This window comes from Chryseobacterium camelliae, from assembly GCF_030818575.1.
Taxonomy (GTDB): Bacteria; Bacteroidota; Bacteroidia; order Flavobacteriales; family Weeksellaceae; genus Chryseobacterium; species Chryseobacterium camelliae_A.
On the sequence record NZ_JAUTAL010000001.1, the window covers coordinates 2346577 to 2369422 of the forward strand.

The 22846-nt window shown below is 41.1% G+C and carries 20 protein-coding genes and 1 tRNA gene; 11 read left to right on the forward strand and 10 right to left on the reverse strand.

The annotated features are described in order from the left end of the window. Positions 1 to 6: 6 nt before the first annotated feature. The 6 genes from QE404_RS10655 to QE404_RS10680 all read left to right on the forward strand — a co-directional run bounded on the left by QE404_RS10655 (position 7) and on the right by QE404_RS10680 (position 6679). The gene (locus QE404_RS10655; RefSeq protein WP_076352382.1) at positions 7 to 477 is read left to right on the forward strand and encodes a DinB family protein; all 471 of its coding nucleotides are present in this window, start codon (positions 7 to 9) and stop codon (positions 475 to 477) included. A 143-nt stretch (positions 478 to 620) separates the two neighbouring features. Next, positions 621 to 1382 carry a 23S rRNA (guanosine(2251)-2'-O)-methyltransferase RlmB gene (rlmB, locus tag QE404_RS10660; protein WP_307450306.1) on the forward strand — a complete coding sequence of 254 codons (762 nt, stop codon included), beginning with the start codon at positions 621 to 623 and terminating at the stop codon, positions 1380 to 1382. 24 nt (positions 1383 to 1406) lie between these two features. Next, positions 1407 to 2453, forward strand: coding sequence for a DUF6263 family protein (locus tag QE404_RS10665; RefSeq protein WP_307450308.1), 1047 nt, complete (start codon positions 1407 to 1409; stop codon positions 2451 to 2453). A 17-nt stretch (positions 2454 to 2470) separates the two neighbouring features. Continuing rightward, positions 2471 to 2695, forward strand: coding sequence for a hypothetical protein (locus QE404_RS10670; RefSeq protein ID WP_307450310.1), 225 nt, complete (start codon positions 2471 to 2473; stop codon positions 2693 to 2695). 58 nt (positions 2696 to 2753) lie between these two features. After that, positions 2754 to 5297 carry a YfhO family protein gene (locus tag QE404_RS10675; RefSeq protein WP_307450312.1) on the forward strand — a complete coding sequence of 848 codons (2544 nt, stop codon included), beginning with the start codon at positions 2754 to 2756 and terminating at the stop codon, positions 5295 to 5297. 68 nt (positions 5298 to 5365) lie between these two features. Beyond that, on the forward strand, positions 5366 to 6679 hold the full coding sequence (locus tag QE404_RS10680) for a glycosyltransferase family 4 protein (RefSeq protein ID WP_307450314.1): 1314 nt from the start codon (positions 5366 to 5368) through the stop codon (positions 6677 to 6679). On the opposite strand, the gene QE404_RS10685 is transcribed toward QE404_RS10680, so the two are convergent. Next, a complete protein-coding gene (locus tag QE404_RS10685; protein ID WP_307450315.1) occupies positions 6664 to 7302 on the reverse strand; it encodes a hypothetical protein in 639 nt (212 codons plus the stop codon). The two genes, QE404_RS10680 and QE404_RS10685, sit on opposite strands and share 16 nt — an antisense overlap. 148 nt (positions 7303 to 7450) lie before the next feature. Between QE404_RS10685 and QE404_RS10690 the strand changes: the two genes are divergently transcribed. Next, positions 7451 to 8419 (forward strand): YpdA family putative bacillithiol disulfide reductase, encoded by a 969-nt coding sequence (locus tag QE404_RS10690; protein WP_307450317.1) that lies wholly within the window; start codon positions 7451 to 7453, stop codon positions 8417 to 8419. Between the two features lie 59 nt (positions 8420 to 8478). Here QE404_RS10690 and QE404_RS10695 read toward each other — a convergent pair whose 3' ends face one another. Continuing rightward, the gene (locus QE404_RS10695; protein WP_307450319.1) at positions 8479 to 10509 is read right to left on the reverse strand and encodes a TonB-dependent receptor; all 2031 of its coding nucleotides are present in this window, start codon (positions 10507 to 10509) and stop codon (positions 8479 to 8481) included. Between the two features lie 112 nt (positions 10510 to 10621). Next, positions 10622 to 10840, reverse strand: coding sequence for a helix-turn-helix domain-containing protein (locus QE404_RS10700; protein WP_307450321.1), 219 nt, complete (start codon positions 10838 to 10840; stop codon positions 10622 to 10624). A 94-nt stretch (positions 10841 to 10934) separates the two neighbouring features. Between QE404_RS10700 and QE404_RS10705 the strand changes: the two genes are divergently transcribed. Continuing rightward, positions 10935 to 11114: a SymE family type I addiction module toxin gene (locus tag QE404_RS10705; RefSeq protein ID WP_307450323.1), complete on the forward strand. Its 180-nt coding sequence runs from the start codon at positions 10935 to 10937 to the stop codon at positions 11112 to 11114. 103 nt (positions 11115 to 11217) lie between these two features. Here the strand turns inward: QE404_RS10705 and QE404_RS10710 are convergent, their stop codons facing one another. The 4 genes from QE404_RS10710 to fbp all read right to left on the reverse strand — a co-directional run bounded on the left by QE404_RS10710 (position 11218) and on the right by fbp (position 16954). Then, positions 11218 to 12447, reverse strand: a complete 1230-nt coding sequence (locus QE404_RS10710; protein ID WP_307450324.1) for an MFS transporter — start codon at positions 12445 to 12447, stop codon at positions 11218 to 11220. A gap of 221 nt (positions 12448 to 12668) precedes the next feature. Next, a complete protein-coding gene (locus tag QE404_RS10715) occupies positions 12669 to 14342 on the reverse strand; it encodes a glutamine--tRNA ligase/YqeY domain fusion protein (RefSeq protein WP_307450326.1) in 1674 nt (557 codons plus the stop codon). 594 nt (positions 14343 to 14936) lie between these two features. Then, the gene (locus tag QE404_RS10720) at positions 14937 to 15938 is read right to left on the reverse strand and encodes an o-succinylbenzoate synthase (RefSeq protein ID WP_307453887.1); all 1002 of its coding nucleotides are present in this window, start codon (positions 15936 to 15938) and stop codon (positions 14937 to 14939) included. After that, the gene (fbp, locus tag QE404_RS10725; RefSeq protein WP_307453889.1) at positions 15935 to 16954 is read right to left on the reverse strand and encodes a class 1 fructose-bisphosphatase; all 1020 of its coding nucleotides are present in this window, start codon (positions 16952 to 16954) and stop codon (positions 15935 to 15937) included. Before fbp ends, QE404_RS10720 begins: the two co-directional genes overlap by 4 nt. 321 nt (positions 16955 to 17275) lie before the next feature. Between fbp and QE404_RS10730 the strand changes: the two genes are divergently transcribed. From QE404_RS10730 to QE404_RS10740, 3 genes are all read left to right on the forward strand, one after another. Then, complete coding sequence (locus QE404_RS10730) at positions 17276 to 18514, forward strand: aspartate kinase (protein ID WP_307450332.1); 1239 nt, start codon at positions 17276 to 17278, stop codon at positions 18512 to 18514. 22 nt (positions 18515 to 18536) lie between these two features. After that, positions 18537 to 20378 carry a lysophospholipid acyltransferase family protein gene (locus QE404_RS10735; protein WP_307450334.1) on the forward strand — a complete coding sequence of 614 codons (1842 nt, stop codon included), beginning with the start codon at positions 18537 to 18539 and terminating at the stop codon, positions 20376 to 20378. Between the two features lie 107 nt (positions 20379 to 20485). Then, positions 20486 to 20558: transfer RNA gene (locus QE404_RS10740), tRNA-Phe, on the forward strand. Positions 20559 to 20804: 246 nt separating this feature from the next. Here the strand turns inward: QE404_RS10740 and QE404_RS10745 are convergent. The 3 genes from QE404_RS10745 to QE404_RS10755 are packed head-to-tail and all read right to left on the reverse strand — an operon-like array spanning position 20805 to position 22834. Then, positions 20805 to 21263 carry an HvfX family Cu-binding RiPP maturation protein gene (locus QE404_RS10745; protein WP_307450336.1) on the reverse strand — a complete coding sequence of 153 codons (459 nt, stop codon included), beginning with the start codon at positions 21261 to 21263 and terminating at the stop codon, positions 20805 to 20807. Next, positions 21253 to 22038, reverse strand: coding sequence for an HvfC/BufC N-terminal domain-containing protein (locus QE404_RS10750; RefSeq protein WP_307450338.1), 786 nt, complete (start codon positions 22036 to 22038; stop codon positions 21253 to 21255). The genes QE404_RS10745 and QE404_RS10750 overlap by 11 nt, the downstream gene beginning before the upstream one ends. Then, positions 22004 to 22834 (reverse strand): HvfB family MNIO-type RiPP peptide maturase, encoded by an 831-nt coding sequence (locus QE404_RS10755; protein WP_307450340.1) that lies wholly within the window; start codon positions 22832 to 22834, stop codon positions 22004 to 22006. The genes QE404_RS10750 and QE404_RS10755 overlap by 35 nt, the downstream gene beginning before the upstream one ends. Positions 22835 to 22846 lie beyond the last annotated feature (12 nt).

The following is a 22846-nucleotide window of genomic DNA, read 5'->3' on the forward strand; positions in this document are numbered from 1 at the left end:
TGCAAAATGAACTATCATTTTCAGGCCCACAGACAGGTCAGAAAAAACCTTCTGGATATTTTACAGAATACTTCTCATGAAGATCTTTTGCTGATTCCGGACGGTTTCAACAATAATATCTACTGGAACATTGCCCATACGGTGGCCACACAGCAGCTTTTGCATTATTACCTGAGCGGAAACCCTTTCAGAATAGATAAGTACTGGATCGAAACCTACAAGAAAGGCACGCTTCCCAATCTTAATGTTCAGAAATCTGAAGTCGAGGACCTTGAATTCCTGCTGACGGAAACCTCCAAAATCCTTATGAAAGATTACGACAGTGATTTTTTTTCGGACTACACACCTTACACCACAAGTTTCGGAATGGACCTGAAAAGTATCCAGGATGCTATTATTTTCAATAATATGCACGAAAGCCTGCACTACGGCTATGCCATGGCTCAGAAGAGGGCTATTTTGGGAGAAAAATATTAGTACACAAAAAAACTCAGTACACTTTTAAAATTTAAAATTCCTGTAATACCATTTGATATTCCATATGATAGATGTCCAAAAGACTTCCGGAAACAGAAACAGGTATAAAATTACAAATCAGGACAACTTTTATAGAGAAATTAATGAATACGACCAACGATAAAAAAGACGATTTTATTTTCGGGCTCCGTCCCGTGATCGAAGCTATTGAAGCAGGAAAAACCATCGATAAAATCTTCGTGCAGAACGCGCTGCAGGGACCTATTTATGCAGAACTAAAGGCTGTTTTGGCCCAGAATAAAATCCGTCCGAACTATGTTCCGGTAGAAAAGCTGAACCGTTTTACAAGAAAAAACCATCAGGGTGTGGTGGCATTTATTTCAGATGTGCCGTTCCATAAAATTGAGGACCTGGTACCTCAGCTTTTCGAAGAGGGAAAAACCCCTTTTCTACTGATCCTGGACAGGCTTACCGATGTGAGGAATTTCGGTGCGATATGCCGTACGGCAGAGTGTGTGGGCATTGATGCCGTCATTATCCCTGAAAAAGGCGCAGCCCCAATTAATTCTGATGCGATCAAGACTTCGGCAGGAGCCATCTATAACGTTAAAATCTGTAAGCAGTCGAACCTTGCTCATACGGTAGACTTCCTTCAGCAAAGCGGGATCTCAGTATATGCAGCCACCGAAAAAGCACAGAAGGTGATCTATGATGTAGACTTCACCCAGCCCTGCGCCCTCGTTATGGGGAATGAGGAAACCGGGATTTCCAAGGAAGTGCTTCACCATTCGGATGAAAAAATAAAACTGCCGATAGAAGGAAAAACCCAATCACTGAATGTATCCGTAGCCTGCGGGGCCATTCTTTATGAAGCCGTAAGACAGAAGACGGTAAAAATCAATTAATCAACAACAAGCAAAAACAGTTTAATGAAAAACATAGCAGCAATCGCGCTTATATCCATAGCTCTGGTATCATGTAAAAAGGAAACCGCCAAAATCACCAAAGTAGATCCCAAAACCGGAAAGACCATTACGGTAGAAGTTCCCGCAGATTCTGTGGCCAAAGTGGAAGCCAATCCCGCCATCAAGGATTCAGCAGGCATCTACAGGCAGACCTTTAAGCTTGAAAAAGGAAAGACGTATCCACTCACTACTTATCAGAGAGATGTAAAAACCATGACCGATCCTAAAGGTAAAACCTTGAACGGAATCAGTGAGTCTACCGATGAAATGACTTTTACGGTAAATGATGTCAAAGGCAATGTTTATGACATTACCCTCAATCTTATTGCCAAAAGGAATTCCCAGACTTCTCAAGGCAAAACCGTGGTTGTGGATACCAAGCAGCCGATTCCCAAAGAAGATGACCTTAAAATGATCTGGAACATCAACCGTGCGCTTACCGGAAACAAGCTGAGCATGAAAATGGACGATAAAGGAAAAGTAATTTCTATTACCGGTTTCGAGCCTGTGTATACGAAGGTTGCTAATGCAGTAGGAACACTGATCAAGGATGCCGACCAGAAGGCAGGCATTGTTGCCAGCCTGAAAGAGACCTTCAATGAAAAAGTACTGCGGGACCAATTCAATAAAAACCTTACGATCATTCCTAAAAAGGGAGTGAAGATCGGAGAAAAATGGTCTACTTCTGAAAATGCGGATGCCGGCGGGAAAATTAAAGTGACTTCCAACTATGTGCTGAAGAGCGTTGGAAACGGTATTGCAGAAATTTCTGTAACCGGCGGTATTCCTAAGAAAACCGAAAAACAGGCACAGGGGCCGGTTACCCATAGCCTGAGCAGCGAACTGACCCAGAACGGAACAATAAAGTTTGATGAAAACACGGGCTGGATTACCAATCAGAACATCAATGTTAAAACAACGCAGGTAGAAACCATCTCAGACGGGAAGCAGTCACAGTCTATGCAGAGTGTCACCAACTCTTCCGTGATGGTAAATCCGTCTGCAAAATAATACAGACAATCAAAATCATGAAGTATATTTTTGAGTTGGTACTTATTACCATCATTATTTATTTTGTGTGGAACATCCTGAAAAGGATTTTCTTTAAAAAGTTCCACAGCTATATGTTTAACCAGAACCAGAACACCAGAGACAGACAGCAGCAGGATATTCAAAACTCAAATAAGGATAAAGGCCTGAACTGGGATGCGGAAACGGTGGATTATGAAGAAGTAAAGGAAGAGAAAAAATAAATAACCCAACCCTTTCAGAGTTTCGGATTCTGAAGGGGTTCTCAAATTAAATTAATGTATGCTTAAAAAAAATAAAAATCTGGTTTTCATCCTGGCTAGTCTGGTGGTATTCATCATTCTTGCTTTTGTATACGCCAATCCTGTGCTTAGCGGAAAACAACTGTTTCAGCATGACATCGTGCAGTACAGGGGTGGTGCCAAGGAGCTTCTGGACTACCGTGCCGATACCGGAAAGGAAACTTACTGGAGCGACTCTATGTTCGGAGGAATGCCTACCTATCAGATGGGAAGCCAGTTTAAAGGCGATGTGATCAAAAAGATCGACAGCTGGCTGAATTTCCTTCCACGACCTGTCAATTACCTTTTCCTGCTTTTTGCCGGATTTTTCTTTTTAGGAATGGTAGCCGTAAGAAACTGGAAGTATGCTCTCCTGGGAGCTACTTTTTTCGGGCTTTCCACTTATTTCTATATCATTATCGCTGCCGGGCATAATGGTAAAGTCAATACCATTGAATATTTCGCTCCTCTTCTCGCCGGGATACTGTTAGTTTATATCCGGAGACAATACATCTGGGGATTTATTGTGACTACCCTGTTCATGGGACTTCAGATTGCAGCAAACCACCCACAGATGACGTATTACCTGTTTTTAGCCTTAGGATTTTTATTCCTTTCGGAACTGATCAGGGCCATCCAGAAGAAAACGCCGATGAAACATTTCCTTATTTCTTCGGGAATTATTGCCGCTGCAGGCCTGATCGGGGTTGGAATGAACTCCCAGAGAATCATGGCGAATTCTGAATATATAAAAGAAACAGTACGGGGAAAGCAGATCCTGACGAATGAAAGCAATACGTCCGGCAAATCCGGCATGGACAAAGAAAGCATGCTGATGTGGAGCTACGGCCAGCTGGAGACCCTGAACCTCTTCATCCCGAGATTAATGGGAGGCGGTACACAGGAGCCTGAAGGGAAAGAAATGATGAACCATGTACAGGAGCTGGTGCAGGAAAATGTATCCACTCAGGCTGAAATGGACCGGATCTCTAAAGGTTTCAGCGGCATGACCTACTGGGGAGAACAGCCCGGGACTTCCGGACCAGCATATCAGGGCGCCATTGTCTGTTTCCTTGCGGTTTTAGGATTTTTCTTTGCAAACAGGAAATACAGATACTGGATCCTCGGAGTTTCGGTACTGACTATTCTTCTGGCATGGGGAAGCAATTTCATGCCTCTTTCAGATTTCTTTATAGATTACGTGCCGTTTTATAACAAATTCAGGGCTCCTTCATCCATTCTGGTGGTGGTAGAACTTCTCTTCCCGCTGATTGCAATGATTGGTCTCTATAAATTTTTCACGGATGAAAAACTGACCCAGGAATACAAGCAGAAGATTCTGTTGTATGTCAGCGGAGCCACTTTAGGCCTGCTGCTGATCCTGTTATTCTTCGGGAAATCTCTCTTGGGCTTCCATACGGCCAATGAAAAGATGTACTTCCCGCCGTTCCTTCTGGATTACCTGGTGGAAGAACGGTATAAGCTCTTCAGGACAGATGCAATTAAAGCATTTTTCTATGTGGCCATAGCTGCTGCTGCATTGTTCATGGTGCTGAAAAACAAGCTCAGCCAGAATGTGGCGCTGATCATTATCGGGGCAGTAAGCCTTTTTGATTTATGGACTGTTAACAAGCGCTACCTGAATGATGAAAACTATGTAGATAAAATTTTCGCGGAAAATCCTTTCCAGACAGAGACGTCCGAGCTTCTTCAGGAAAAGGTACAGGGGAATCCTAACCTGGAGCCTCTACTGGCGCATGTTAATGTGAATAAAACCCTGGAAACCATTGCAGAAAAGGATCAGACCCACTACCGTATCTTCAATAATATCTTGGGCACCTTCAGCGAAACCAATACCTCTTATTTCAAATCATCCATCGGAGGTTACCATGCGGTAAAACTGAGGAGATATGATGATGTGATCAATGAATATTTCCAGGTGATGGATTCGGTAAAGGTACCGAATGTCCTGAACCTGCTCAATGCCAAATACTGGGTAGTAGGAGGACCGGATCAGCCTCAGGCACTTCCAAACCCTAAAGCCAATGGAAATGCATGGTTGGTAAGCGACATTAAATTTGTCAATACCCCGAATGAGGAGATCAAGTCCATCGGAATTATCGACAGCAAAAAAACGGCGGTTGTTGCCGCTTCAGACAGAAAATATTTCGACGGCAAACCTGTTCAGGCAGACCCGGCTGCCTTCATCAATCTGACGAAATACCAACCGAATGAACTGGAGTTCAAATCGCAGTCTAAAACACCTCAATTAGCTGTATTTTCTGAAATTTACTATCCTCACGGATGGAAAGTGTTTGTGGATGAAAAAGAAGTGCCATATATCAAGGCGGATTATCTGTTACGCGCCGTCTATCTGCCAGCCGGAGCCCACAATATCAGAATGATATTTGAACCTGAGGTGATTGAAAAAGGAAAATGGATATCCCTGCTTTGCTTCGGGCTGTTTATCCTGTTGAGTGCAGGAGGAATTTTCTGGATGAAGAAAAATAAAGACCGGAAAATTACCGTTGAAGAAAAAATATAAATTATAATGCGGGGCTTCATGAAAATGACAGCCCCGTATCATGGGAATCACAACCGTGTTTTATCATTATGCAGCAGAAAAAAGTTCTTATCATCACCTATTACTGGCCCCCTGCAGGCGGACCTGGGGTACAGAGATGGCTGAAATTTGCCAAATACCTTCCTGAGTTCGGATGGGAACCGGTCATCTATACTCCTGAAAACCCAAGTTATCCTTTGGTAGACGAGAGCCTGATTAATGATGTTCCTCCCGGCATCGAAACCATCAGAACCAAAATCTGGGAACCTTATCAGCTGGCAGAAAAGCTGAATAAGAACAATAAAAAATTCAAAGCCGGCCAGTTTGACGTCGGCAAAAACCAAAGCTGGAAGTCCAGGCTTTCGATTTGGGTGCGCGGGAATTTCTTTATTCCCGATGCACGGGTATTCTGGGTCAATCCTTCTGTAAAATTCCTGGAACGCTATCTAAAAGAGCATCAAATTGATGTAGTGGTCACTTCAGGACCGCCCCACTCGCTTCATCTTATCGGTTTAGGACTTAAAAAAAAGTTTGAAAGCCTGAAATGGATTGCTGATTTCCGGGACCCCTGGACGGAAATTTCGTACTATAAGCACCTTAAACTTACCTCCCGCTCTGACATGAAACACCGGCGGCTCGAACGGGAAGTTTTCGCAAAGGCAGACCTTACTTTAGCCACCAGCTACAGCGATGCAGAAAATTTCCGTAAAAAGGGAGCCCATGCTTTATGCATTACCAATGGATTTGATGAAAGCGATGCAGAAAGAAGAGAAAAAAACGCTGGTAAAACAGCTTCTGAAGACAAGTTTACGTTGAGTTATATCGGTGTCCTAGAACAGCTCCGCAATCCTGAGGTCCTCTGGAAGGTACTTATGGAACTCGTGGCAACACAGCCTGATTTTACACGTAATTTCCAATTGAAATTTGCCGGCAAGATCGATGACAGGATTCTAGATGCCCTGCTGAGCTCAAATCTTAAGAACCATATAACCAACCTAGGCTATCTTTCACATGATAAAGCGGTAGAAGAAATGAACCATGCTGACCTTCTCCTGATTACGAATTTCCCCGATCCACCCTCCAAAGGCATTATTCCCGGAAAGATTTTCGAGTACCTCGCTACAGGGAAACAGATCATCTCTTTCGGACCGGAAGATGCCGATGTAGCTAAAATCCTGGATGAAAGCCAGTCAGGAAAGCATTTCAGCTATAATAGCACTGAAAGTGTGAAAAGCTTTATCCTTGACCAGTATAACAACTGGAAAAATGGTATTGTCCCTGAAAAAAACCGTAATATCAGTCAGTTTTCAAGGAAACATTTAACCGGAACATTGGCAGAAGTCCTGAATCAAATCGTCCACTGATCATTGATGATAGCAATTAGGTAGTATTTTCCCTGATATGGTTCAAATACCATACGAAGCGTATTCCAGTCCATTGGATGCTCTTCATCAGGTGGTTTGATATAATTTTCTGTAAAATCAGCATTTTTGTATATTTCTCTGAGGTTATTTAAGGAATTCCCCACAACGCCGAATTCATTATAGGTTAATTTCCCGGTGGTAAAATCTTTGCAATAAACCCATTTAGACAGGTAATCACTGATGCTTGCTTTATACAGATCCCCGGATCCGTCCATGGCGCCCCAGGTGAAAAGGGTTTTAGTTGGCAGGTACTTTTCGAATTCTGCCCTGGAGAAATGCTTGTCCTCTTGAGGACTTATAAAGGCATACATAGAGAAGGTAATGCCTTTTTCAGGATGAATATAGGCAGACAGTTTATGATATTGCTTATTTTTCAGAATCTCAAGAATCTCTTTATTCAGTTGGGTAATGGCTTCTTTCCTATTATCATCCTTCTGGGTTTCTCCTGAAACCTTCTGCTGGACATGAGTGCTGTCTTGTTGGGATTCTGCAGGCTTTTTCGGCGCTTTTTTACACCCCAGAATACTTCCTGCGATGATTAGTGACATGAGTATTTTTTTCATTTGCTTTTTGTTTGCTATAAAGCACCAAATCCGATGCCATCTATGAAGCATTACAGGTGCTAAAAGTATCGTTGGTCTTTACAATTTTTGGGGATTACTTCTTGCAGCAGATGTTCTGTAATTTGTAAATACATTGTACCTTTGTGATATGGAAATGCTGGATATCCTCATTATCGGAGGCGGGCCCATAGGCCTGAACTGTGCACTGGAAGCACGTAAACATCACCTGGACTATCTGATTATAGAAAAGGGCACAATTGTCAATTCCCTATATAATTATCCGTTATACATGAAGTTTTTCTCCACCGCAGAAAAGCTTGAAATCGGTGAGATCCCTTTCATTTCTGCTGCAACCAAGCCGGGAAGGCAGGAAGCGCTGGAATATTACCAGGGCATTACCCGTCAGAAAGGCCTCAACATCCATCTGTACGAAAAGGTGCTGAATGTGCTGCGACATGACGGTTATTTTCAAATCAAAACAACAAAAACTTCTTATCAGGCTAAAAATGTAATCATCGCAACCGGATTTTACGACATTCCCAACCTGATGGAGATTCCCGGAGAGGAATTGCCGAAAGTAAAGCATTACTACACTGAACCCTATCCTTACGCACAGCAGAAAATTGTGGTTGTGGGTTCAAGCAACTCAGCAGTAGACGCCGCTCTGGAAACATACCGAAAAGGAGCTGAAGTCACCATGATCATCCGCCATGCAGAAATTTCCCCAAACGTGAAATACTGGGTGAAACCGGATATTGAAAACAGGATCGCAGAAGGCAGCATAAAAGCGCATTTTCATTCGGCACTTGTAGAAATTAAAGAGCATTCTGTTATTTTCGGGGATGAAAACGGAATTCTTCAGGAAATCGACAATGATTTCGTACTGGCTATGACCGGCTATCTTCCTGATTTTGATTTCCTCAAAAATTCCGGGATAGAATTGCAGGGCGATTGTTTAAATCCTTTCTACCATCCGGAAACGATGGAAACCAATGTAAAGAACCTGTATCTGGCAGGAGTTGTCTGCGGAGGCAAGGATACCCATTTGTGGTTTATTGAAAACTCAAGGATACATGCGGAGATGATTGTAAATGATATTATTTCAAAATCAAACTGATCTCTCTATCATGCAGATCAGGATTTACTTACAAAAAATTTAGGTAATTTAATCTTGTACTAAAACCCGATATTCACACCGAAAACAAAATTCCTTTTTGCTGCCGGATTATAAAACCGGTTTCCGAAGGCATTAATGTCGAACCCTGAACCATAATCCTCATTGTAAAGATTCTGAACCTGTAACTGCAGGCTCACTTTTGTGCCTTCAAAATAGAGCGTATATCTAAACTGGATATTGCCTACGAAACTGGATTCCGACCAGACCGAATTGGCATCATTCAAAGGGATTCCTGAAGTGTAAAAATGGGAGTAATCAACGGACAATTTATTGAAAAAGGTGAAGTTCAGTAAGGAACTGACCGTAGTTTTAGGAACGCCTGTCAAATCATTTCCGGAAAAGTCGTTTTGGTTCTGACGGTACTCTTTAAAAGTAAAATCGTAGAAACTTCCTGAAAACCGGAACCTGAAATGGCTCAGAAAACGATTTCTCAGATTAAAATCTCTTGATTCCAGAAGCAGTTCCAGCCCTTTCTGGACGGTTCCCCCTGCATTCACAAAATATTCCTGTCCGGCTTCGTTCTGCCTTCTTACAATGGCATCATTCAGCCTGAAATCAAAATAGCTGCCTTCTACAAAAACGGCATTCCCGAACTCTTTCCGGATCCCGATTTCCTTATTCCAGCCATATTCCGAGTGAAGTCCCAGATTGAATTCCTGATTGGAAGACCGGATTTCCTCATTGGTCGGCGCGGAATTCCCTTTCCCGATTTTAGCCCTGACCGAAAGCCTTTTGGTTATCAGGTACGTCAGTCCGAAATTCGGCAGCCACTGGTTCTTAAAATGTACATTCCCCTGTTCGCTGCGCGGAAAGAGACGTTCCCATTCATAAGTATTGGAATTCAGGCTTAGGGAAACATCTGTGAACAGTTTGTCCTGAATATTGAGCTTCTGTGAGACAAAGTAAAACCCAGACCTGTTTTTAATCCGGTCAAAACTCTGCGGATTCCCTTCAGATCCCCTATTGTTGTCGTAGTTTTTTACCAGAATATCGTTCAGTCCGCCTTCAAAGCCCAGCCGGTAGGCCAATGATATGTTCTCCCAGTTTTTTTCATAATTGAAATGAGTCCTTAAAGCAACATTCTTCTCAAAACGGTTTTCGAAATTGGTAATGAAAGGATTTTCGAAATCTACATAAGATCCCTGAACCATTATAAAATGGGACAATTCCGGGGTGAACTGATACTCATGGGACAATCCGGCAAGAATCATCCGGTTGCGGATGCCCGCGTTCTGTTCCCTTGCTCCCGGTGCTGTTTTGGTAGCAGGCCTCGCCTGCTTTCTATCGGTCTGCATCTGTTCCAGCGTGAGTCCGCCCGGCGTTTCATAGTTAAGATCGCCCAAAAGTACCATTGCTTTTACATTTCCTTTTTCTGAATACTGGAAATGATCTTTAAGAAATATCTGTTTCCGCTGAACGGCAGATTGCTCACGGTAAGAATCTGTACGGTAATAATTCTGGAAGACCTCTATAAAGTGCTTACCGAGCCGCCTGGAAACATCTATATTCTGGTTGAACATTCCGTAACTGCCAATTGCGGCACCGGCAGACGCATGCTCTGTCTTACGGGTCTGAAGAAGAACAGTGCCACCCGTTACCGCTCCGTAATCACCGCTTTCCGGGCCTTTATATATTTCCATCCTGTTGATCAGCTCCGGTGAAATCATATTGAAATACGTATTCCCTGAAGCATCGGACAGGATGAAATCATCCAGGTAAACTTTTATATTCCGCACTCCAAACGGAGACCTGAGTGTACTGCCACGGACGGAAATCCTGTAGCTGCCCGGAGATCGCTCTTCCATTCTGGCTCCGGGAACCTGATTAAAGGATTCCAGCAATCTTTCCGGGGTGTTCTGATCTAGTAAGTTTCCTGAAATAACGGCGGCCGACTTGGTAGAGGCCATGAACGGAACCGGCTTCTTGTAGGCATCGATACGCACTTCCGATATCAGTGTGGCAGAATCTTTTTCCTGAGCATACAGGACAGAACCGGAAAATACAGTAAGCAGAAGGTATAGTTTTGTCATCGCTATAGATGAGCAAAAACCGTTCTTATTATGATGATAAGAGCAAATTATCAACAGACTTTAACAATATAAGCGATATATTAATTGTTGGCAGTCAAGAATGATCTTATTTTCAGGATAATCTCACCAGTACAGGCAAGGAAATTTCCAGCGCATTGGCCAATTCCAGCAAAGTATACAGGGTAGGATTGACTTTACCGTTTTCCAGTTTTTCAATTGCCTGACGGTCTTTGTTGCAGGCACGGGCAAGATCAGACTGGCTCCAGCCCTTCTGTTCACGAAGTTCAATGATACGCGCACCTAATGCTTTTTTTAGTTGATCTCTGGTCATGATTCAAATGTCAGCCAATTTGCTGACAAAAACGTCATATTTTTATATGACATATCATTATTTGTCTTTATATTTGTCATATAATTATATGACAATGATTAGATCAAGAAAATTAAAAGTTCAGAAAAAATATCAAATCCGCACTTATGGTATGGTGACTGTTCCTGAAATAAGACTTACCGGAAAATGGCTTATTCGGTCAGGATTTAAGGAAGGGCAACGGGTCAATATCCAGCAGAGAAAAGACATGATCATCATCACCATTGATCGTTAAAATTAAAGGTAATTGAATTGAATTGCATTATTATTCCTTTCATAAAATACCATTAATCCTTTAAAGTACTTAAAATTAAAGGGTTAATGGTAAATCTGGCAGATTAATCGTGTACGACTCTTTTATGACGGAGCATCCACGGAACAACACAATAAAATGCAATGGCAACAATGATTAATACCAATCCGGTTCCGATCCACAGCACTGTAAAGCCGAATTTTTCAGCAATCCAGGTTCCTAAGGAAGGGGTAATAATGAACGCAATAGAAAAGGATATTCCGTTGAGCCCCATATAGGCTCCTTTGTTATTTTTCCCCGCACGTAATGCTGTGATGGTCGACATAAAGGGCAGTGCCCAGATTTCTCCCACACACAGAAGGCTCATGGAAACCACCAGGGTAACCATATGATGACTAAAACCTAAAAGCGCATAGGACAAACCACAGATCAATGCTCCCAGGAACATCGTTGCAGCCAGACTGAAATATTTTTCCGCTACCTGTACCAATCCCATTTCCAGCAATACCACCAGGAACCCGCTGTAACCCAGAATATAGCCAATATTCTGCTGGCTCAGGTGGGCGGAATCTTTATAGAAAATCGTAAGGGTACTGAACAGCTGAAAGAAACAAATGGAAAATACCATACACAAGAGACAATATACCATGAATTTGCCGTCGTGGTAGGGTGAGCTTTCTTTTTTCAGTTCAACAGTTTCATATACTTTTTTAACTTTCAGCCTGGCCAGCTTATTACGCTTCCTGAAGAAAATAATGTACAGGATGCCGGCCAGAAGTGCTGCCAGTGCATTGCATAAGAACAGGAACTCGTAAGAGATCGCCGACAAAATACCGCCCAAAGCCGGCCCTATAGAGAAGCCCAGATTTACGGCCATACGGTTCAGGGAGAATGCACGGGTAATATTTTCAGGTTTCGCATATTTTGTGATGGCCACGGAATTCGCAGGGCGGAAGGATTCGCTGACAATACTCTGGAGCAGGATGATAGCTGCTACGCCTGCTTCTGTGTTAAAGACAGGAATCAGGCAGAACAAGGGAACACTCAGCAGCAAGCTGAGGGACTGCACCTTATACTCGCCTATTTTATCGGTAATGAATCCACCCAGCCAGGAACCGATTACGGAGCCGATGCCGAAGAAACTCAGTACGACTCCTGTATTTTCTATGCTGAAATGAAGGTGGTTGATCATGTAAACACCCAGGAAAGGCAGTACCATGGAGCCTGAGCGATTGATCAGCATCACCAGTGCAAGCATCCAGCTTTCGGTAGAAAGTCCTTTAAAGGAGTTGGTGTATAGACGTATCAATTTCATAATTTTTATTTTTAATCATTTGCATTTATTGTGTTTAAGTATTCAAGCCTGACAGCCGCAGCCCGGCTTGAACGGAGCTCTTTTTTATTATATGGCATTGCGCTAAGGCAAATAAAAAAAGCGGGAGTGGGAGACGGAAAAAGCTGCCCAAAAAGTCTCTCCCCATAAAAAAGACAGGACTTAAAATAAGCCCTGTCCATTTATACTGATATAAATATTTTTTACTCCGGCTTATAAGAGTCTTTTAAAGTCACAGTTCTGTTGAAGACCAATCTGTCTCCGGTAGAGTCCTGATCTTTTGTGAAGTATCCAATTCTCTGGAACTGAAGGGGTTCTCCTACAGCTACCTCTTTCAGTCCCGGTTCTGCAAATCCCTGTACCGAGGTTACAGACTCAGGATTGATGAAGTTGAGGAAATCCACATCTTTTTCAGCATCAGGCTGCTCTACGGTAAATAATCTGTCGTAATTTCTTACTTCTACCGGGATGGCATGTTTCGCTGAAACCCAGTGAATGGTTCCCTTAACTTTTCTGAGGCTTTCCTCCGTTCCGCTTCCCGATTTGGACTTTTCGTCGTAAGTAGCGTAAATCGTCGTAATTTCTCCGTTTTCGTCCTTCTCTACCCTTTCACCTTTGATGATATAAGCAGATTTCAGACGTACTTCGCCTCCTAATTTGAGCCTGAAGAATTTATTATTAGCTTCTTCCTTGAAGTCTTCACGCTCTATATACAATTCTCTTGAAAACGGTATCTCCCTTGTTCCTGCATCCTCCTGTTCCGGATTATTTTCCGTCTCCAGCCATTCTTCTTTTCCTTCCGGGTAATTTTCAATGACCAGTTTAACAGGGTCCACTACCGTCATCACTCTTTTGGCTACTTTATTCAGGTCTTCACGTACACAGAATTCCAGTAACTGGATCTCAATCAGGTTTTCTCTTTTGGCAACCCCTACTTTTTCTATGAAGTTCCTGATGGCAGCGGGCGTATATCCTTTTCTGCGCATCCCTGAAATGGTAGGCATCCTAGGATCGTCCCAGCCGTTCACCACTTTTTCGGCAATCAGCCTTTGCAGCTTGCGTTTGGATGTAATCATGTACGAAACGTTCATCCTGGCAAATTCCCTCTGTTTAGGAGCAATTTTGGAATCGTCATACACCTGCTCCAGATACCAGTTGTACAGCGGCCTGTGGTTCTCGAACTCTAGCGAGCACAGTGAATGTGAAACCTGCTCTATATAATCGGATTCTCCATGTGCCCAATCGTACATCGGATAAATCTTCCATGTTGCCCCGGTTCTGTGGTGAGGCCTTTTCAGAATCCTGTACATTACAGGGTCCCGCATGTTCATATTAGGCGAAACCATATCTATTTTTGCACGCAGTGACATGGAACCTTCTTCGAACTCACCGTTTTTCATTCTTTCAAACAGATCCAGAGATTCCTCTGCAGGACGGTTCCTGTAAGGGGATTCCACTCCGGGCTCCGCAGGATTTTTCCGTTGTTCGGTAATCAATTCAGACGGCTGTTCATCCACATAGGCTTTTCCATCTTTAATAAGCTGTACAGCCCAATCATAAAGCTGCTGGAAGTAATCTGATGTGTACAGGATTTTATCCCATTTAAAACCTAACCATTCCACATCTTTAATGATGGAATCCACGAATTCCTGTTCTTCTTTTTCAGGGTTCGTATCGTCAAAACGAAGGTTTACGGGAGCATTGTACTTTTCGCCGAGACCGAAGTTGATGCAGATGGCCTTTGTATGGCCCACATGCAGATAACCGTTAGGCTCGGGCGGAAAACGGAAACGGATCTGATTTCTGTCCAGACCGTTTGCCAGATCATCTTCTATGATTTGCTCAATAAAATTGAGGGATTTTTTTTCTTCTTCCATTACTAGCTTCTTATGTAAAAAAGGTTCACAAAGTTATGGAAAATTTAGGGTTTATAAAAACCTTCTTGTATACTTGCAGAACGGAAGAAGTGTTGCAGGCTCATAAAGCCGTGTCATATCAACAATCATTTTTTCTAATTTATGTGACATATCAAGACAGTATGGCCCTTTTAGAGTGACACAAAAAATAAACTGATAAAAATCATACTTCAAAAAATCTTATACCTTAAAAAGCTCCTGTTTATGGGCTTTAAGGCAACAAAACTCATTAAACAGGGATTTTTTCCCAGAAAAGCACGTAAACTTAATAATCCTCTGATCATGAATATCTTATCCGACTAAATCTTTCGTTAAAAATGGCTTAATCTTTGTAACATTAATATTAATAATACACTCAATATTAAGCCTTGGCACAGATATTGCAACTTCTCCTTTCGTAGAGAATTACATGGTAAACCAAAATTTCAAATAATGAAAAATCTTAAGCTAAAGTTTTCACATTTCTTAGAAAACATTAAACGAGCCATTTTCGTGACCAACGAAATTTAACGGCTGGATTGACGAAAGATGAAACACATTTTTCCGAAAAATTTATTACCTAAAATACAGATGCTCCCCACTCAAGTTCAAATAATTATTAAAATTATTTGTAAACAAGCCTCCCGTGCCTAAGCCCTGAGGCTTATTGCTTTTCTTAGTATAGGTGTATTGTGCTATGGCATTGAGACCGATATTACTCTCCAGAGCAGAAGTGATCCACCAGTCAATATTCCGGTTTCCTGCCAGTTCAATCCATTCATCACTCCCTCTGAATCCTCCTACAAGGGCAGGCTTCAAAATGATATATTGCGGCCTTATGGTTTCCAGCAATTCCACTTTTTTCTCTGTATCTGTAATTCCGATCAGTTCCTCATCCAGTGCTATAGGCGTAGGAGTATCAGCACAGAGCTCAGCCATATGCGCCCAATTCCCGGCTTTAATAGGCTGTTCAATAGAATGAATATCAAGGTCTGCCAACTGCTGCAATACTATTTGTGCCTGCTCCTTTGAAAATGCTCCGTTAGCATCTACCCTAAGCTCCAGTATGTCTTTTGAAAATCTGCCCCTAAGCTCCTGAAGTATCCCGTGCTCCGACCGCCAATCGGTTCCTATCTTAAGCTTGATGCAATGAAAACCCTGATCAAGCTTATCCTTTATCTGCTCTTCCATGAACTGAATATCCCCCATCCAGATCAGGCCATTGATCGTGATCGATGCTTCCCTCCGGGTAAATGCACTTGGAAAATAAAGGTTGCCGCCATGTTTCAGGTTGAGCATAGCCTGCTCATAGCCAAACCATATGGATGGATAATCTTTCAGCCTTTCATGCAGGACATCCGGATGCTCCTGAATATGGAGGCATAACCACTGCAGTTTTTCTTCGTAATCCGGCCTGTCATCGAAACTTAAGCCTCTAAAAAGCGCACACTCCCCTATGCCTTTTCTTTCTCCGTCTGAAACTTCAAGGATAAAGGTTTCCTTTTCATGTAAAACGCCTCGGGAGGTTCCTCCCGGGCGTTTAAATTTTAACATATATCTGAAATAGTCTGCTCTCATTCCTTCACACTGTCAATTCTCATAAATTCTTCTGCCTTCTCTACCATTTCTATATTCCCGCAGAAAAAAGGTATTCTCTGATGAAGTTCGGTAGGTTCAATTTCCATAATCCTCCTGAACCCATCGGTAGCTTTGCCGCCTGCCTGTTCTGCCAGGAAGGCCATCGGGTTGCACTCATAAAGTAATCTCAGCTTACCGTTCGGCGCCTGTGAGTAAGACGGATAAATATAGATGCCGCCTTTAAGCATATTCCTGTGGAAATCGGCTACCAGTGAACCGATATACCTTGAAGTATACGGCCTGTCCCCTTCTTCCATCTGACAGTATTTAAGGTAATTTTTTACTCCCTGCGGGAATTTGATGTAATTTCCTTCGTTGATAGAATATATTTTACCGCTTTTAGGGAATCTTATATTCGGATGCGAAAGATAATAGGTTCCAAGGGAAGGATCAAGCGTAAAGCCATTCACCCCGTTACCGGTTGTATATACAATCATGGTAGAAGAACCATAAACTACATATCCTGCTGCGATCTGATTAATTCCTTTCTGCAGAAAATCTTCGAGCTTAACCGGCGTTCCCGGCTCTGTTACCCTCCTGTAAATAGAAAAGATTGTCCCTACGGACACATTAACGTCAATATTGGAAGATCCGTCCAGCGGATCGATCAGAACAACATATTTGCTCAGGTGGCCGTTGCCCATGCATTTGATATCGATAAAATCGTCGTTCTCTTCAGAGGCGATCCCACAAACCACTTCTCTCTGGGACAGAGCGGTAATAAAAATATCGTTAGCCATCACATCAAGCTTCTGCTGCTCTTCTCCCTGTATATTCTCGCTGCCCACCTTTCCGATGATATCGGCAATACCGGCCTTGTTAACTTCCCGGTTAACTACTTTTGAAGCCAGCCTTATCGCGCTGAGAAGCCGTGAAAACTCTCCGGTTGAATACTGAAAATCGTCCTGCTTGTCAATGATGAATTCCCCTAACGTCTGTAGTATCTGATCTGGCATATTTTACTTTTTATGATTTGCCTCAAATTTCGTAAAATTTATAACATATGGAAATTTTTTAGAATAAAAGACATTACTATCTGTTTTTCAGCCACATACATAGTTAAAAATCATCACTTTCACTATTTTTTTCAGGTCAGCATTTACCTTTTAACCTGCTAAGAAAGTAAAAACTCCCGACATCCGGCCGGTTTACATTTTAATAAAATCTTAATTCTGAGTTTTCAGCCTGCATTTTCATATCTCAACGTAAATGTATAATTTTGACAACCGAAAAAAAAACACCTATTTTTATCTAACAATTTTATTTTTAATATTTTAATGAAAATTTTCAAGTTTGGCGGTGCATCAGTGAAAGATGCCGAAAGTGTAAAGAATGTATCTATGGTGCTTAAAAGCCAGGGGTTTTCCAAATGCCTGCTGGTTATTTCTGCTATGGGTAAAACAACAAATGATCTTGAAAAAGTGGTAGAACTTTATTTCAAGAAAGATAATTATCAGGCCGAAATTGAAAAGATAAAACATAAACACATCGGAATTGCAGAAGGACTTTTTAACGACGGCCATGCCGTTTTTGCTGAAATCAATCTGTTTTTCGATGATATAGATTCATTCCTGAGAAGGAATAAATCTCCCAACTACGACTTTGTTTACGATCAGGTAGTAAGCTGCGGGGAAATGATTTCCACTAAAATTGTAAGTGAATACCTGAATGAAATTCAGTTTACGAACCAATGGCTGGATGCAAGGGATTATGTGAAAACAGATAATTCTTACCGTGAAGGTGTTGTAGACTGGGACAAAACGGAAGAATTCATTTCTACCTTAAGCAGGGATATTTGCTATGTCACGCAGGGATTCATAGGATCGGATGACAATAATTTCACCGTAACTCTGGGGCGTGAAGGTTCAGATTATTCGGCTGCTATTTTTGCCTACTGCCTTAATGCTGAAGCCATGACGATCTGGAAAGACGTACCGGGAGTAATGACCGGTGACCCTAGAAAATTCCAGAATGTATCGTTATTGTCCCATATTTCTTATGAGGAGGCTATTGAAATGGCTTATTACGGGGCAAGTGTGATCCACCCTAAAACTCTACAGCCTTTACAGCAAAAAAACATTCCTTTTTACGTAAAATCTTTCATTGACCCTACAAAAGAAGGGACCAAAGTAGGTGCTTCTGAAAAGAACCTGAGTGAAGAATCATATATCTTAAAGGAGAATCAGACCCTGCTGAAAATTTCCACCCGTGATTTTTCATTCATTGCAGAAGACCATATGAGCCTGATTTTCGGGTACCTGTCCAAATATAAAATTAAAGTGTCCCTGATGCAGAATTCTGCCATCTCACTTGCGTTATGCCTGGAAGATAAATTCAATACTGCTGACGAGCTGAATCTTGAGCTTCAGAAAGTATTTAAAACAGAAATGATTAAAAATGTATCTTTGTTTACGGTAAGAAACGCGAAAATGGACCATATCGATCAATTTTACCAGGAAAAAAACGTGTTACTGGAACAGATTTCCAAAAATACGCTTCAAATGGTAACACAATAGAACTAATAGCGACTAAACACACATGAGTTTAATTTCGAAAAACGATCTGATCAAAGCTTCCGGTTTAAGCAAATTAGGGTTTCTCAAGAACCCTATAGCCTCTGCCATCATGAGTATTGCCAAAATCAACGAAGTCAATAAGCTGTACAATACTCTGAAGGACAAGGAAGGAAAAGACTTTTTCGACTCATTTGTAAGAGAAAGAAACCTCAGCTATATCGCTTTTGAAGAAGATCTTGCAAAAATCCCCAAAACAGGACCCTTTATTTTGGTTTCCAACCATCCCCTGGGTGCTATTGACGGAATTTTAATGTGCAAGATTCTTACTGAAGTCCGGCCTGATTTCAAAGTCATGGGCAATTTCCTGCTGGAAAAAATAAAGCCCATGGAACCGTATGTGATTTCCGTAAATCCTTTTGAAGGAAGAAAGGAAGCTTATAGCAGTGCTTCCGGCATGCGGGAAACCCTTAAGCATTTACAGAACGGAGGCTGTGTAGGAATCTTCCCTGCCGGGGAAGTGTCCAATAAGAACAATCCTTACGGTGAAATCCTGGATAAAGACTGGGAAAAACCGGCGTTAAAGCTGATCCGTGCGGCCAAGGTACCGGTGGTACCGATGTATTTCCACGCCAAAAACAGCCGTCTATTCTATCAGCTGTCCAAACTACATCCGAACCTGCAGACGCTGATGCTGCCTGCGGAAATGATGAATGAACGTGAAGATCCTATCAGGATCCGTTTCGGTAAGCCGATTTCGGTAAAAGCCATGGATGAAATGGAAACCATTGAAGAATTGGGAGAGTTCCTGAAACGTAAGGTGTACATGATGAAATCCTATTACGAAAAAAGGAAATCCCTGGCACAGGCTATCAACCTGAAAAACCTGTCGGTAAAATTCCCGCTGCTGAAAGAGGAGAATATTGTCCAGAACATTATTGATGAAACCCCGAAAGAAGATATACTTCAGGACATCCGTAAGCTGAAAGATACAGATAAAATGCTTTTCAGGAACGGAAACTATGAAGTCTATTTTACCAACTATGAGGAGATCCCCTCCATTATGAGGGAAATAGGACGCCAGCGTGAACTTACTTTCCGCGCCGTAGGAGAAGGCAGCAACCTCCCATTTGACCTGGATGAATACGATAAGCATTATCACCACCTTTTCCTTTGGGACAATACAGCAGAACGCCTGGTAGGAGCCTACCGGATGGCTCTGGGTAAAGAAGTGATGAAGAAATCCGGTATTAAAGGTTTTTATACGAGTTCCCTGTTTGAATTTGAGCAGGATATCCATCCTTTCTTTAAGAAAGTCATTGAAATGGGAAGGGCTTATATCTGCCAGGATTACCAGCAAAAACCTCTTCCGCTGTTTCTTTTGTGGAGGGGAATTGTGCATGTATGCCTGAGAAACCCGGATCATAAGTTCCTGATGGGCGGAGTGAGCATATCCAATAAATTTTCTGAATTCTCAAAGTCCCTGATGATCGAATTCATGCGTTCGAATTATTTCGATTCTGCGGTAGCTCAATACATTACCCCGAGAAACGAATATAAGGTCAAGCTCCGTGATCGCGATAAGCACCTGTTCTTCGATGAAATGGAATCTGACCTCAATAAACTGGATAAGATCATTGATGACCTGGAACCGGAACTCCGGCTTCCTGTCCTGATTAAAAAATATATTAAGCAGAATGCCAAAGTAATTGCCTTTAATGTAGACCCGAATTTCAATGATGCGATAGACGGGCTGATGTACATCAGGATCAGTGACCTTCCCGAAAGTACGATTAAACCTGTATTGGAAGAGATGAGCGAGCAGATCCGGAAGGAACAGGAAAATAATCCGGCTGAGAATCAGTAGGTTTTTAATTTCTGTTAAAAAAGTGCCGTTAATATTTGCTTCATATCCAAAAACGTATTACTTTTGCAACACTTTAAAACAATGAAGTAACACAACAACCATATAATGGTTTCTTAGCTCAGTTGGTAGAGCAATGGATTGAAAATCCATGTGTCCCTGGTTCGATTCCTGGAGAAACCACTTGAAAGCCTCTGATTCATCAGAGGTTTTTTTGTTTTCTTATAATGGCCAGACTAAACTGGAATCCGGGAGATGAGTTTCAAAATTAACGAACTAAAAATATTCAATAATATGAAACACCACATCAGCTTCTTGGAAAACGTACTCACGAGTTAAATTTTAATGAATTAGCATTTATTCACCTTAGCGATAGTAATTCTCATTTTACATTAAAAATAAAGTTTAAACAGGTTTATTGATTGAAATTTAAATAGCATCTACATTTTCCCGATTAATTTTATTTAAATTTTTCATTTCTAATAAATGATCGACACTTATTTTTCCGCTACCATTGGCCAATAATACCAGCAACATAACAATATAGTATAATGGAATCTCAATGCCATTATTACCTGCTTCAAAACCGTTTTCCAAATGTACACTGAAAATAGCCACGATCATCGTTATAATTAAAGGGATTCCTATGAATCGGGTAAATAATCCGAGGGTTAAAAGAATAACACCTAATACCTCAGTACTGGTGGCAAGGTAGGCACTAAGTACAGGCATTGGAATGTTTATAGATTGAAACCATTCGGCAATAGAATCAATATCTTGTAATTTCATCATAGCAGGATTCAAAAATCCGTATGCTAAAATAAGTCTTATAAAAAGCAATACAAAACTTTTTGTCTGGTCTAAAAAATGATTATACTTATTCTTCATGTGATGTTTTTTTTAATCCTAAGATGATCTGTTGTTTCAGACAGAAGTCTAAAAATGCTGTTGTTTTTTCCTTAATAATTGATGCTTCGTTTTCATATTTGGCCAGTATGTTTTCTAGATCTTCAATCGTAGAATATTCTTCATGAATCCTTACCAGCATTTCTACATAGGGATAAGAAAGATCATTAAAATAGACTTGTTTATCATCATAGCCTCGATGAATACTCACAAAATATTGTCCACAATCTTCTTCAGATATATTCTTACCTCTTTTTAAATGTACAGGATATTGAAGTGTCAAAATTTTAATTTCCGGATTTCCTACAAGAATATTATTAGCATACTCTGTGTCTTTAGAAAATTTTTCTGTTACCAAAATATCTTGCATCATGTATACTTCAGTTTCTATCCATTCAAAATGAAGCAGATCCAGAAAATAGGGGATTTGCTCTTTTAGCGGAAGTGCTTCCTTTTGATAAAACTCATAAAATTCAAGAGGAAGTTTCCAGAGAATAGGGGTCTGGCATGCATTATTACTAAAAAAATGCTGAACTAATTTTTTCCATTTTTTCTTTCCCAGGTTTTTTCTGGCAATAGGAAAAGATGTTTCCAGAGTATCTTCTACCACATTAAAGACAAGATCTCTGTAATATTGGGTATTATCCTGCAGAGAAGTTGTTGGCATATCTTTATTCGTTCTGCAAAAATACCCAAGCTTCCTCTGTGCAGAAAATGGCTCATTACTCTGACTCGACATGTTGTTTTTGTAAGGCATTCTTTTTTATTCTTTTTAGCTGTTCAATTTCTTTTTGAAGGATTTCCAGCTCAGGAATATTGAAATCCCTTTCCAGTAACACAGGAACATCTCCTTTAAGTTTGGAAACCGTAAAATCCATAAGATCATACACCGGATCTATAATTTCGCTTCCGTGGGTGTCAATGATAAGATTTTCATTTACTTGGTAATGTCCGGCCATATGAATATATTTTACCCTTTCAAGAGGAAGTTCCTTGATGAATTTTTTAGCGTCATATTGATGATTAAATGCGTTTACATATACATTATTCACATCCAATAACATTTCACAATCGGCTCTTTCCATAATCTCACGGATAAAATCTATTTCAGACATTTCAGCTTCAAGAACTGTATAGTAACTTGCATTTTCCAAAATAAGCCTTCTTCCTAAAACATCCTGTGCTATACTTATATTTTCTACGACACGATCTAATGCTTCTTGGGTAAAAGGAATCGGAAGAAGATCATATAAGTGGGCATTATCTACTTTAGAGAAAGAAAGGTGTTCAGAATATAAAACAACTTCATTTTCATTTAAAAAAGTTTTAATCCGTTTCAGGAAATCAATATCCGGATGTTCCGGGCTTCCAATGGAAAGAGAAAGACCGTGGCAGAAAAGGGGATATTGATTTCTTACGATATCCAATTGTCTTTTCCAATACCCTCCAATTTCCATCCAGTTTTCTGGAGCTATTTCTATAAAGTCTGGATTTAATATTTTTCCTGTGATAAATTCTTCAGAAAAATCTTTTCTATACCCTATACCAACCATAATTTTTTAATT

Excerpts from the sequence above, each read along its gene's own strand:
- QE404_RS10655 (WP_076352382.1), top strand. The coding sequence starts at position 7 with ATGAACTATCATTTTCAGGCCCACAGACAGGTCAGAAAAAACCTTCTG.
- rlmB (WP_307450306.1), top strand. The coding sequence starts at position 621 with ATGAATACGACCAACGATAAAAAAGACGATTTTATTTTCGGGCTCCGT.
- QE404_RS10665 (WP_307450308.1), top strand. The coding sequence starts at position 1,407 with ATGAAAAACATAGCAGCAATCGCGCTTATATCCATAGCTCTGGTATCA.
- QE404_RS10670 (WP_307450310.1), top strand. The coding sequence starts at position 2,471 with ATGAAGTATATTTTTGAGTTGGTACTTATTACCATCATTATTTATTTT.
- QE404_RS10675 (WP_307450312.1), top strand. The coding sequence starts at position 2,754 with ATGCTTAAAAAAAATAAAAATCTGGTTTTCATCCTGGCTAGTCTGGTG.
- QE404_RS10680 (WP_307450314.1), top strand. The coding sequence starts at position 5,366 with ATGCAGCAGAAAAAAGTTCTTATCATCACCTATTACTGGCCCCCTGCA.
- QE404_RS10685 (WP_307450315.1), bottom strand. The coding sequence starts at position 7,302 with ATGAAAAAAATACTCATGTCACTAATCATCGCAGGAAGTATTCTGGGG.
- QE404_RS10690 (WP_307450317.1), top strand. The coding sequence starts at position 7,451 with ATGGAAATGCTGGATATCCTCATTATCGGAGGCGGGCCCATAGGCCTG.
- QE404_RS10695 (WP_307450319.1), bottom strand. The coding sequence starts at position 10,509 with ATGACAAAACTATACCTTCTGCTTACTGTATTTTCCGGTTCTGTCCTG.
- QE404_RS10700 (WP_307450321.1), bottom strand. The coding sequence starts at position 10,840 with ATGACCAGAGATCAACTAAAAAAAGCATTAGGTGCGCGTATCATTGAA.
- QE404_RS10705 (WP_307450323.1), top strand. The coding sequence starts at position 10,935 with ATGATTAGATCAAGAAAATTAAAAGTTCAGAAAAAATATCAAATCCGC.
- QE404_RS10710 (WP_307450324.1), bottom strand. The coding sequence starts at position 12,447 with ATGAAATTGATACGTCTATACACCAACTCCTTTAAAGGACTTTCTACC.
- QE404_RS10715 (WP_307450326.1), bottom strand. The coding sequence starts at position 14,342 with ATGGAAGAAGAAAAAAAATCCCTCAATTTTATTGAGCAAATCATAGAA.
- QE404_RS10720 (WP_307453887.1), bottom strand. The coding sequence starts at position 15,938 with ATGAGAGCAGACTATTTCAGATATATGTTAAAATTTAAACGCCCGGGA.
- fbp (WP_307453889.1), bottom strand. The coding sequence starts at position 16,954 with ATGCCAGATCAGATACTACAGACGTTAGGGGAATTCATCATTGACAAG.
- QE404_RS10730 (WP_307450332.1), top strand. The coding sequence starts at position 17,276 with ATGAAAATTTTCAAGTTTGGCGGTGCATCAGTGAAAGATGCCGAAAGT.
- QE404_RS10735 (WP_307450334.1), top strand. The coding sequence starts at position 18,537 with ATGAGTTTAATTTCGAAAAACGATCTGATCAAAGCTTCCGGTTTAAGC.
- QE404_RS10745 (WP_307450336.1), bottom strand. The coding sequence starts at position 21,263 with ATGAAGAATAAGTATAATCATTTTTTAGACCAGACAAAAAGTTTTGTA.
- QE404_RS10750 (WP_307450338.1), bottom strand. The coding sequence starts at position 22,038 with ATGCCTTACAAAAACAACATGTCGAGTCAGAGTAATGAGCCATTTTCT.
- QE404_RS10755 (WP_307450340.1), bottom strand. The coding sequence starts at position 22,834 with ATGGTTGGTATAGGGTATAGAAAAGATTTTTCTGAAGAATTTATCACA.